Here is an 11,487-nt window from a genome sequence, read left to right as displayed (position 1 = left end):
TTGCGTACGCTGGCCTCGCTTGCGCTCAGCCGGGCATTCGATCTGGCTTGTGAAGGGCTGTCCGAGCGGATGGTGCCATGATCGAAACCGGGGTTGGCGGAGACTGGTCGCGATCCCGTATCCGGGTTTTGCACTACAGGTCCATATCAGGCAAAAAACTCTGAACTGCACCTGTCCCTGACGAAGCGAGTTTCATGCCCAAGACGATTCCCCTCATCCGAGCCGCCAATGTCCTTCCGCTGGTGCGCTTTCTCGAGGCCAATGGAAACGCCGGCGCACCATTCCTCGATGCCGTCGATCTCGGCTACTGGTTTGCGCTCGAGCCGTTGGATCCGGTTCCGATGCTGAACGCTATCGAACTCCTGCGGGACATGTCGCGTGCCTATGGGCCGGATGTCGGGGCCGCGATCGTCTCGCAGGCGAGCATCGGCGAACTGGCCTTCATCGGACAGGTGGCGCTCGGCGCGCGGACTCCGGCGGAGGCGCTGAAGCGCGTTGCAATGGCGCTGCCTATGCATTGCACCCACGAGATGCTCCGGGTCGAGGACAGCCGTGGCGCGCTGTCGATCACCCACACGCTGTCGGTCAGGATCGATCCCGAAGCGCTCCATGCGATCCATGTGCTGTTCTGTTCAATGATATCGCAGCTTTGCCGGTTCACCGGCCTCCAACCGCCGTTGCTCGACCGGATCGCGGCCGTGCCGCATCCCGAGACAGGGCTCGATGCGCTGGTCGCCCATTTCGGCGATTGTGTCGTACCCGGCCCGGACCACAGCCTGCGGATCACCCTCGACGCGCATGTCGCCTTGAATCCCTTTCGCATTGTCGCGCGTGACCGGTTTGCCAATAGCGCCGACATTGTGATTCCACCGCTGGCCGAGGATTCGAGCCTCGCCGCCTCGGTCCGCTCGGTGATCGCTGCGATGCTGCACGGCGGGGAGCCCACGATCGAACGTGTTGCGCGGGCGGGGGGCATGAGCGTGCGAACCCTGCAGCGGCGGCTCACGGAGGAGGGGACGTCTTTCTCGGTCGAACTGGACCGGGTCCGCCGCCAGCTTGCGGTGGCGCTCTTGCAGGCGCCGGACCTCGATCTCTCGGACCTGTCGGAACGGTTGGGCTATTCAAGCACTTCGACTCTGTCGCGGGCAGTTCGCCGGCTGGTGGGCAAAAGTCCGTCTGGGGCGCGGGCCGGGCTGGCCGGCTGAGCCTCCTTGAAAAAGTGGCGCGCAAAGCAAAACCGCTGCGCAAACCACCCTGTAATGTTCTGTAAACACATTCAGAACAGGAGCCGGGCGCCATGCCGGGAGGTCGTTTTTTCAGCCTTTTCGCGTTGTTCGCGGCCAGTGCGGCCTTTGCCCAGGACGAGGGGCCGGGACCGATTCCGCCGGAGCTGGGGCGTATCGCGGAGGAATGGGCATGCGCCCAGGCGCGGGAGACGCCGGGCTATTTCGCCTCGCTGAACGGGGCCGAGGTGAGCGACGCGGAGCGCAGCCAGCTTTATGCCTGTGCGAGCTTCCTGGGGAACCTGGAGGGCGGCAACACGGTCTATGCCTCGCCGAGTGCCGACAGTTATCAGGGCGTCCTGTTCATGAACAACCGCCGGCCCGGAGAACTCTACCTCACAGGCGGCAACAACCCGCCGCCGCAAGGCAGAGTGCCACCCGGCCCCTATGTCGCGCGGACCGACGACACAACCGGACGCGAGATCTGGCGAACCTACCTGCAGAACGGAAACGTGAGCGGCGAATGGGTCGGCGCGGCCAACCTCAACATCCTGCCGGACGGTGCGATCGTCGTCGCCTTCGGCAATCACCTCGTGAAGCTCGACGGCGACACCGGCCGCATTCTCCAGAATGCCGCCCTGACTCCCGACGCCCCGCTCGAGGGGAGCAACTTCAAGCATCTCACCATTGCCCCGGACGGCACGCTGATCGTCAAGAACCAGACAAGGGCGACGCCCTGCGATATCCAGGGCACGCTGGCGGCGTTCCAGTGCCCGGGCGGCGTCGCGGCTTCTCCCGGTTCGACGATCCTCGCCGTGGATCCGGACACATTCGAGGTGCTCGACCGGGTAAACGTGCCGGAGAACGCGGTCGTCCCGCACACGATCACCAGCTTTGACGGCCGCATCGCGATCTATGCGCCCTCGATCCTGAAAGCCTATCGATTCTTCTGGGATCCGGAAACCAAGACCCTGTCACAGGACGCGGACTGGGCGACGCCCTACCTCGAGCCGGGACAGACCACGGGCGACGCCCCGGCGATCCTTGGCGACTGGGTGGTGTTCCAGACCAACGGTCTGCCGACCGACAAGGCGGCCTCCTCGATCACCGCGATCAACCAGCACGATGCCACGCGGATCACCCGCGTCTATCCCTTCGGCCAAGACCTGCCCACCGGGCAGAGCTGGGCGCCGCCCAAGTCGGCCGTGGACACCGAGAACGGCCTGATCTTCTCCGCCGACCAGAACATGATGAAGATCGGCGCGGTGCGGCTGGACCAGGACAGCGGCGAGATGGAGGTCGTCTGGACCCTTGATGGCGCGACCACGGCGCTTCAGGCGCTCTATGGCCCGGCCGATGCGCGGGTGCTCGGCACCGCGCGCGCCGCGGCCGGGACGACACTGGCGGAGCTCAACCAGACCAACGCGCCCACCTATACGCAGACGGCGCTCTGGCTGAACGCGCTGACGGGAGAGGTGCTTGCGGAATCCGATCCCTTGCCGCCGATGAGCTTCAACACCTTGCTCTCGCCCGGTTATGGCGGGCGGTTCTACTACATGCACGATCAGGGGTTCTACGTGCTCAAGGTTCTGCCGGAGCGTCCATGAACATGGCGGCGGACAAAACGGACTCGAAAGGAAATGCTATGGAAGTCATGAAGGTTGCCTGTCTTGCCGCTGCGCTTGCCTGCCTTGGAGCGCCGCTTGCCGCACAATCGCCCAAGCCGGTGGAGCCGGTGACGATTTCCGACATGCGCGGGATGCGGTTCTGCGAGTTTCTGCTGATCTACGAGGACCACGTGGATATCTACAACACCTCCGCCTCCGACGGGTGCCCTGAGGATCTCTGGGCCAGCATGGATACCGCGGCGATTGCCGCGGCGCACGGCGCGAAGGCGGCGCAGCTGAACGGACCGCATTTCTGGGCGATGGACGAACAAACCGTCGGTTTCGGGGAGACGGCGGATTTCGGCGGGATGGCGGCGCGCTATGCCGCGACGCTGCCGCTCGCCGCGCTTGGCTCCGGCAAGGGCGCCGATCCCTATCAACCCTACGTCAGCGCCAAGTTGCAGACGATGGTCTTCGAGGCCGGAAAGCCGGTTTACCAGCTCGTCGGTCCGGACGGCGGCATCTACATCCTCAACGCCTATGGCGAAGAAGTACAGGACAGCGACCCGGCGAACCTCGCCACGCAGCTTTCGCCCGCGGAGGGCTGGAGCTTCCGGACCGAGACCCCGGCGCAGGATCTGACAATCGAGGGCACCTCGGAGACGCCGGTCGACATGGTGGGCGATGACCTCCACCAGTATTACACCCGCATGCAGGACGCCCAATGATCGGCGCCCGCAGGCTCCGCCGGCATGCCGCCGGGACGGCCGCTGCGCTCTGTGCCGTTCTCGGGACCGGCGCGGCGATGGCGCAATACGTGGACCCGGCAACGCCGACCTACTCGGGCTATCCGGCCGAGCCAAAGAACCTCGAAGGCGGCGACAGCGTCACCGAGGATCTCTCGCAGGACGACGTCGACGTCGGCGGCGTGCTCGCGTTCCCAAAGGTCGAGGCGTTCTTCCAGCCGTTCTTTGACTGGAAGAAGCGGCTTAACGACCGCACCGGCCTGCAGTTGCAGTTCAGCTACCAGACCCTGTACCAGACCACCAACGACGATGATGCGTTGTATTCCGACGCCTTCGCCGGGCGCGCGCAGGTGCAGGGCTCCTGGTCGCTCCTCAACCGTGGCGGTGCCAACCCCGGCAAGCTGACGTTTCGGATCGAGAACCGCTACACGATCGATAGCGAGATACCGCCCAGCCAGTTCGGCTACCAGTTCGGCAGCGTCACCCCCTCCGGCACCGGATTCAGCGACTTCGGCTCTGCGCTTACGGAACTTGCATGGCGTCAGACGCTGGCCGACGGCAAGTTCAAATTCATCCTCGGCAAGATCAGCGCGATCTCCTGGTACAACGTCCATGCGCTGTCGTCCTCCATGCGCGGCTTCCAGAACACGGGCCTGCAAAGCTCGCTTTCCAAGCCAGCGCCGGGGCGCGGGATCGGCGGCGGGTTCGGCTACGAGTTCAGCCCGAAGTTCGTTTTGGTCGCCGGAATCCACGATGCGAACGCCAAGACGCCGGACGACCCGTTCGACACGATCGGCGAGGGCGAGTTCTATCGTTCGGTCGAGTTCCGGTATTACCCTACCACGCCCGACCGCTGGCGGTACGACCAGGTCCGGCTGCAGTTCTGGCAACAGGACGCGCTCAGCGAGAGCGGCACACCGGCTGATCAAGGCGTCACGATCTCGGCCAGCCGGCTGTTTGAGGACCGCTATTTCGTGTTCGGTTTCGGCGGCATGTCCGAAGGCAAGGCCACGCTCTTCGAAGCCGACGCCGCGGCGGGGTTCGGGATCGCCTTCGACACCCGCCACCGCGCCGCCCGGGATGCGCTCGGGATAGGGATCGCCTGGGGCCGGCCGTCGAACGACAGGTTGCAAGAACAATATACCGGCGAGATGTTCTACCGGTTCCAGCTCGTGGATCGCGTGGCGCTGACCCCGTCGATCCAGTACGTGAAGCACCCTGCAGCGAACCCCAACGGGGAAGATGTGGTGATCTTCGGGCTGCGCACGCGGATCACGTTCTGAGGGGTCGAACCCGCCGCCTCACGCGCGGGAACGCGCGTCAGGCCGCGTCGCTCCAGAAATCGCAGAGATAGGCGAGCGCCCCGTCCATCCCGTCGCGGGCGCAGCGGTCCTGGAAATGGGCCTCGCCGAGATCGGCAAAGGCGGGGTGGGCCTGCAGCTCGGCTTGCTTGATCGACTTGTAGGCCATCGACCAGTCCGGAAAATCGCGCTCGGCCTTCGTGCCACGCTCCAGTACGATCTTGGTGTGGTGGCGCGGGTCGGAGAAGATGCGTTTGCGTAGGTTCTCGATCTCGATCTCGTCGCCTTCCAGAAGCTGCATGAAGCTACCCCGGTTGCGGCCCTCCCCCTCGACATAGAGCAGGATCCCGGTGATCCCCTTGCCCGGGTTATAGGTCCGCGCTTCGGCAAGGATGTTCTCCAGATCCTTCAACTCGAGGTCGGAGGAGGCCTGACTGACATAGACGAGATAGTGCGTGCTCACGTGGCGGGCTCCTGTCTGCGGAAACGGGTTTGCTGTTTGGCGGTATAATCCGAGGTCGGATCAAGTCAAGCGCGGATCTGGCTTTCAATTTGATGATATGAAATTGCGTTCAATATTTGCAAAATAGCTTGATCGCTGTCCGATATTGAGGCAGCGTGGCGTAGTGACCGAGAGCAAACCATATCCCGCCACCAGGGTTCGAGACCTGGACGACGTGCCCACCGAAGCGGTGGGCGGCGTTGCGGAGACGGCCGAGAAATCGGTGCGCCGGATCCAGTCGGTGGAGCGGGCTCTGACAATTCTGGAGATACTCGCCGCCGCGCCCGATGCGCTGGCGCTCGGGGATATCGCGGAGCGTGCGGGGCTGAACGCATCGACCTGCCATCACCTGGTGGCGACGCTGGTCGAGCGCGGCTACGTGCTCAACGCCGGACGCAATCGGGGCTACATGCTGAGCTCTCGGCTGCAGGAACTGACCGATGTGAGTGCGCGCAAGACCGACCTGTCGGATTTCGCGCGCTCCGACCTGGTAGAACTGTCGGGCCGGCTTGGGCTCTCGGTGCAGCTGGCCGAGATGCAGGGGACCTCGCTGGTCACCCGTTTCAAGACGAATGTCGCGGGGTTGCACGTCATCGAGGCCGACGAAGTGGTCAAGATGCGCGCCTCGCATGCCACGGCGACCGGCAAGGCGATCCTCGCCTGGCTGCCGGAATCGCAGATCCTGAAGGTGATCTCGGAGAATGGGTTGGAGCGCTTCACCGAGCACACGATCACCAGCGTGGTCGACCTGATGGAGGACCTGAGGTGGGTGCGCCGCAACGGATTTGCAGTCGACAACGAGGAGTTGCGGCTGGGCGTGGTTTGCTACGGCGCCGCGCTGCGGGACGAGAAGGGGACGGTGGTGGCCTCGGTGTCGGCCTCGTTCCCGGTCGAACTGGCAAAGGAGGAGTATCGCGAACACGTGGTGCAGGAGGTGACGGCATGCGCGCGCAAGCTGTCGGACCGTCTGCGCCTCGGGAGGTCATGAGGGAGACGCTGAACGCAACCGACATGACCTTACGGCAACAAGACCTGACTGGAATCTAGGGAGGACACCCAGATGGCAATGCCTCAAGGCGTAAAGACGGATCCGAGCCATCCGATCCCCGAAACCATGAAAGCATGGGTTCTGGGAGATCCTGGCGAGTTGAAGCTGACGGACAAGCCGGTGCCTGTGCCGAAGAAGGCCGAGGTGCTGGTGAGGATCGACGCGGTGGCGATCTGCGCGACCGATCTGGAGATCATCTATCACGGGCCCCCAGCGCAGATCGAAGGCGGCGAGCCCTTCAACAAGAATTTCACCCCCGGACATGAATACATGGGCACCGTCGTGGCGCTCGGGCCGGGCGTGGACGAATACAAGATCGGCGAGCGGGTGACCGTTGAGATCCACGCCGGCTGCGGCCAGTGCAAGCGCTGCCGGCAGGGGATGTACACCTCCTGCCACAACTACGGAAAGAACTACGGCGATGTCGACAAGGGACATCGGGCCAATGGCTTCACCACCGACGGCGGCTTCTGCGAATACCAGGTCAACAATATTAACACGTTGATCCACGTCGACGACAGCATGTCCGACGAGGAGGCGACGCTGGTGGTGACCGCGGGCACCTCGATGTACGGCCTCACGGAGCTTGGCGGGCTGGTCGCCGGCGAAAGCGTGGTGGTGACCGGGCCGGGGCCGATCGGCCTTCTGGGCGTGGCCGTGGCCAAGGCGCTCGGGGCGCAGCCGGTGATCCTGACGGGCACCCGCGACAACCGGCTCGAGATCGGCAAGAAGCTCGGTGCCGACCACGTGGTCAACATCCGCAAGGAAGACCCGGTGGAGGCCGTGAAGCGGATCAACGGTGGGATCGGCGTGGATTACGTGGTCGAATGCTCCGCCGCGCCCAACGCGGTCAACGAGGCTTGCCAGATGGTGAACCGCGGCGGCAAGGTCTGCCTCGCTGCCTTCCCCGGCGAGCCGCCGACGGTGGATGTGGCGCATCTCGTGCGCAACAACATCTACGTCTACGGCATCCGCGGCGAGGGCAAGTCCGCGACGCACCGGGCCGAGGCCTTCATGCGTCAGAAGCGGTTCGACGCGACGCTGATCCACACCCACACATTCGAGATGGGCGACCTGCTGGAAGCCATCCGCTACGCCAAGGATCGGGTCGAGGATGCGATCAAGGTGGTGGTGAAGAACAAGCACAGCGCTGAAGGCCGGGTGGCCGCCGAATAGGCGGCCCCGGGCAGCCGGAGGAGGGCTGCTGAATGCTGACTTGCCAACGATACGAGACCCCGCGGACGCTGGCCGAGGCGCTGGCGCTGTGGGAAAGTGCGCCGGACGGCGCGAGGCTGATCGCCGGCGCCACCGACGTGCTGCCCTGGGCACGGGACGGGCGCGCCGGCGACGTCGACCTGCCGATGATGATCGACCTCAGCCGCGTCTCGGAGCTTTCGGGCTACGAGCGCCACGGCGGGCGGGTGCGGCTCGGCGCCAACGTGGTCTTCCAGGATTTTCTGGAGGACCCGTCTCTGGCGGCCTGGCTGCCGGTGATGCCCTATTGCTCGGTCTGGTTCGCCGATGATCAGATCCGCCAGCAGGCGACGCTTGCCGGCAACCTGGTGAATGCCTCGCCGGCCGCCGACGGCACGCCGCCGGTGATTGCACTCAATGGCGAGATCGAGCTCTGCCGGATCTCCGACGGCTCCGTGATGTGCCACACCATGCCGATGGCGGAGTTCGTGACCGGGCCGGGCCGGACCCGGCTTGCCCCGAACGAGCTGGTCAGCGCGGTGACGCTCGACGTGGCCGAGGGCTACGGCGCCTCGTTCCAGAAGGTCGGGCAGCGCCGTTCGCTGGTGATCTCGGTGGCCTGCGTCGCGGCGCTGGTCAAGACCGACCCGACCGGCACTCGGTTCGAGGACGTGCGGATCGCGCTCGGCGGTGTCGGGCCGGTGCCGCAGCGCCTCGGGGATGTCGAGGAACGGCTCAAGGGCGAGGTGATCGACGCCGGCCTGATCGCCAAGGTGGCTGAAGCCACAGCCGACCGCGTCGCCTCGCGCTCTCGCGTCGAATATCGCCGCCGCGTGGTGCCGGGCTTTGTCCGCGCCGCGCTGGAAGAGGCCGTTGAGCGGGCGCGCGGCGCCCAGCCTGCGGCTGGCATCAAGGAGACTGTCAATGCCTGAGATCGATCTCTCCATGCAGGTCAACGGCCGCAAGGTGACGCGCCGGGCCGATCCCGGCCAGCGCCTGCTGGACTTCCTGCGCGACGAGTTGAACCTGACCGGAACCAAGGAAGGCTGCGGGGCCGGCGAATGCGGCACCTGTTCGGTATTCGTGGACGGCAAGCTGGTGAAATCCTGCCTGATGCCCGCGGCTAAGGCCCAGGGCACAGTGATCGAGACCGTAGAGGGTCTGGCCAGGCCCGGCACGCTGGAGGTGATCCAGCGCGCCTTTCACAAGACCGGCGCCAGCCAGTGCGGCTATTGCATCCCCGGCATGGTCATGGCCGCCACCTCGGTGCTGCGCGAGGTGCCGGAGGCGAGCCTGGACGAGATCAAGGAGCGGATGGGTGGCAACATCTGTCGCTGCACCGGCTATTCCAAGATCATCGAGGCGGTGGAACTGGCCCGCGATGTGGTGAATGGTCAGGCCAGCCCTGCAACGCTAGAGGAGGACGGCCCCGGCGAGTCGTTCATCGGCGCCAACGTGCGGCGGCTCGATGCGCCGTCCAAGGTCACCGGGCGGCTCAAGTATGCCGGCGACATGGTGATGCCCGACATGCTCCACATGGCGGTTCTGCGCTCGCCCCATGCCCATGCCGAGATCCTGTCGATAGATACTTCGGAGGCCGAGGCGATGGAGGGGGTGGCCTGCGTCATCACCTCGGAGGACGTGCCCGGCACCGACGGTTTCGGCGTCTTCGTGCATGACCAGCCGATCATGGCGCGCGGCAAGGTGCGGCACGTCGGCGAGGCGGTGGCGGCGGTTGCCGCCGAGACCGAAACGCTGGCCCGTCGGGCGGCGAAGAAGATCAAGGTGGAGTATCGCGAACTACCGGGCCTCTTTGCCCCGGAAGACGCGATGAAACCCGACGCGCCGGTGATCCACGACTACGCGCCCGACAACCTCGTGAAGCACATCCCGATCCGCAAGGGCGACGTGGACAAAGGCTTTGCCGAGGCCGACCTGATCATCGAGGACGAATTCTCGACCCAGCAGGTCGAGCACGCCTATCTCGAGCCAGAGGCCGGACTTGCCTATGTCGATGCCGACGACGTGGTCACGGTGATCTCGCCCAGCCAGAACATCACCCACCACCGGCACATGCTGTCCGAGATCATCGCAAAGCCGATCAACAAGGTGCGGTTCATCATGTCGCCCGTGGGCGGCGGCTTTGGCGGCAAGGAGGACATGATCTACCAGGGGATGCTGGCCCTCGCTGCGATGAAGACCTTCCGCCCGGTGCGGCTGGTGTTCACCCGAGAGGAATCGATCATCGCCTCGGCCAAGCGGCACCCGTCGCGGGTCAGCTACCGGATGGGGCTCAAGAAAGACGGGCGGATCACGGCGATCAAGTTCGAGATGCTTTCCGACGGCGGCGCCTATGGCATGTCGTCCGAAGGGGTTATGCGCAAGGCGGCGATCCTGTCCTGCGGCCCATACGAGGTCGACAATATCCAGGTCGACACGCGTGCGGTTTATACCAACAACACGCCGTCGGGTGCCTTCCGCACCTTTGGCGGAATGCAGGCCCAGTTCGCGACCGAAAGCATGATCGATATTGCCGCCGAGCGGCTCGGGCTCGATCCTTTCGAGATCCGGCGGCGGAACATGATGCGGGCGGGGTCGCTGACCCACACCCAGCAACGGCTCGAGTCGGCCTCTATCGACCGCGTACTGGAGGCCGCCGAGCGCGCCTCCAACTGGGAAGCCGGCGCCGTGGGCATGCGTGGTCCGGACCGCAAGGACCTGAACGGCCCCGGCACGCGGGCGCCTTGCACGCTCGGCGCCCGGTTCGAGCGACCGGCCGGCGGAAAGGAGAAGGTGGCATGATGCAGCGCAAGATGCGAGGCCGCGGCGTGGCCGCGAGCTGGTACGGCATCGCCCGCACGGCGACGGTCGACCGGGCAGGGGCCTGGGCCGAGCTCGACGATGGCGGCACCGCCAAGGTGGTGACCGGCGTGACCGAGATCGGCGAGGGCATACTGACGGTTCTTGCCCAGATCGCGGCGGAGGAAACCGGCGTGCGCCCCGAGGACGTGACGATCGGCGACAACGACACCGCCCGCTCGCCCGAAGCTGCCCACGCCGGTGCGACGCGCCAGACCTACATGATCGGCAACTCGGTGGCGCTGGCCTGCCGCGAGGCGCGGGAGAAGCTCTTCACGGAAATCGCCGCCCATTGGGATGTCGAGGCCGCGACGCTGGTCGCTTTCGATGGCGTCCTGAGGGCCGAGGGAACCAACCTCGCCATGTCGATGGCCGAGGCGGTGGACATCTGCAAGAAGCGCGGCGTGGTGCCGGTCGGCTCCGGCCATTTTACCTCCCACGGCACCGGGCTGGATCCGGTCGATGGCTCCGGCCGACCCTGGCAGGCCTATGTCTTTGGCACCCAGGTGGCGGAGGTGGAGGTCGATACGGTGACCGGCGAGGTCCAGGTGCTGGGCATCTGGGCCGCGCATGACATCGGCCGGGTCATCAACCCCCGCGGGGTCGAGGGCCAGATCGAGGGCGGCGTGGTGCAGGGCCTCGGCCAGGCGCTGATGGAGGATTACCAGACCGTCAATGGCCACACGACGACCCACGGGTTCGCCAAGTACATCCTGCCGACCTCGCTCGACGTGCCCGAGATCACTTCGGTTCTGGTCGAGGATCCCGACCCGCTCAGCCCGCTCGGGGCCAAGGGGATCGGCGAACCGGCGCTGGTGCCGACCGCGCCCGCCATCATGAACGCGATCCACGATGCCATCGGCGTGCGCATCAAGTCGTTGCCCGCGTCGCCCGAGAAGGTGCTGGCGGCGCTGGCGGAGAAGGAAGCCCGCGAGGGCGGGGCGATCGCCGCTCAGTAGCGGCTGCGCCCGAGTAGTTGCGAGGAGAACCGGCTGCCGCGGCGTTCG

At 65.7% G+C, this 11,487-nt stretch carries 10 protein-coding genes; 9 read left to right on the top strand and 1 reads right to left on the bottom strand.

Annotated features, from left to right (window positions below):
* Positions 1–194: 194 nt before the first annotated feature.
* The 4 genes from ACFQ2S_RS23205 to ACFQ2S_RS23190 all read left to right on the top strand — a co-directional run bounded on the left by ACFQ2S_RS23205 (position 195) and on the right by ACFQ2S_RS23190 (position 4,859).
* Positions 195–1,205 carry a helix-turn-helix transcriptional regulator gene (locus ACFQ2S_RS23205; protein WP_386078672.1) on the top strand — a complete coding sequence of 337 codons (1,011 nt, stop codon included), beginning with the start codon at positions 195–197 and terminating at the stop codon, positions 1,203–1,205.
* 92 nt (positions 1,206–1,297) lie between these two features.
* Positions 1,298–2,830 (top strand): hypothetical protein, encoded by a 1,533-nt coding sequence (locus ACFQ2S_RS23200; protein ID WP_386078670.1) that lies wholly within the window; start codon positions 1,298–1,300, stop codon positions 2,828–2,830.
* Between the two features lie 38 nt (positions 2,831–2,868).
* Complete coding sequence (locus tag ACFQ2S_RS23195; protein ID WP_386078667.1) at positions 2,869–3,558, top strand: hypothetical protein; 690 nt, start codon at positions 2,869–2,871, stop codon at positions 3,556–3,558.
* Entirely contained in the window at positions 3,555–4,859 is a 1,305-nt protein-coding gene (locus tag ACFQ2S_RS23190) for a carbohydrate porin (RefSeq protein WP_386078664.1), read from the top strand. The genes ACFQ2S_RS23195 and ACFQ2S_RS23190 overlap by 4 nt, the downstream gene beginning before the upstream one ends.
* A 37-nt stretch (positions 4,860–4,896) precedes the next feature.
* Here the strand turns inward: ACFQ2S_RS23190 and ACFQ2S_RS23185 are convergent, their stop codons facing one another.
* Entirely contained in the window at positions 4,897–5,340 is a 444-nt protein-coding gene (locus ACFQ2S_RS23185; protein WP_386078662.1) for a BLUF domain-containing protein, read from the bottom strand.
* Between the two features lie 163 nt (positions 5,341–5,503).
* On the opposite strand from ACFQ2S_RS23185, the gene ACFQ2S_RS23180 reads away from it, so the two are divergent.
* The 5 genes from ACFQ2S_RS23180 to ACFQ2S_RS23160 all read left to right on the top strand — a co-directional run bounded on the left by ACFQ2S_RS23180 (position 5,504) and on the right by ACFQ2S_RS23160 (position 11,439).
* Positions 5,504–6,367 carry an IclR family transcriptional regulator gene (locus ACFQ2S_RS23180; RefSeq protein WP_386078659.1) on the top strand — a complete coding sequence of 288 codons (864 nt, stop codon included), beginning with the start codon at positions 5,504–5,506 and terminating at the stop codon, positions 6,365–6,367.
* Between the two features lie 72 nt (positions 6,368–6,439).
* Positions 6,440–7,603: a zinc-dependent alcohol dehydrogenase gene (locus tag ACFQ2S_RS23175; protein ID WP_089235352.1), complete on the top strand. Its 1,164-nt coding sequence runs from the start codon at positions 6,440–6,442 to the stop codon at positions 7,601–7,603.
* A 32-nt stretch (positions 7,604–7,635) separates the two neighbouring features.
* Positions 7,636–8,553, top strand: coding sequence for an FAD binding domain-containing protein (locus tag ACFQ2S_RS23170; RefSeq protein ID WP_386078656.1), 918 nt, complete (start codon positions 7,636–7,638; stop codon positions 8,551–8,553).
* On the top strand, positions 8,546–10,423 hold the full coding sequence (locus tag ACFQ2S_RS23165; protein WP_386078653.1) for a molybdopterin-dependent oxidoreductase: 1,878 nt from the start codon (positions 8,546–8,548) through the stop codon (positions 10,421–10,423). Before ACFQ2S_RS23170 ends, ACFQ2S_RS23165 begins: the two co-directional genes overlap by 8 nt.
* Entirely contained in the window at positions 10,420–11,439 is a 1,020-nt protein-coding gene (locus ACFQ2S_RS23160) for a xanthine dehydrogenase family protein molybdopterin-binding subunit (RefSeq protein ID WP_386078650.1), read from the top strand. The genes ACFQ2S_RS23165 and ACFQ2S_RS23160 overlap by 4 nt, the downstream gene beginning before the upstream one ends.
* Positions 11,440–11,487 lie beyond the last annotated feature (48 nt).

Source organism: Tropicimonas aquimaris, from assembly GCF_042676185.1.
In the GTDB taxonomy this organism is placed as follows: domain Bacteria; phylum Pseudomonadota; class Alphaproteobacteria; order Rhodobacterales; family Rhodobacteraceae; genus Tropicimonas; species Tropicimonas aquimaris.
The sequence above is the reverse complement of the archived record's forward strand: the minus strand, read 5'-3'. Positions and strand labels throughout refer to the sequence as shown.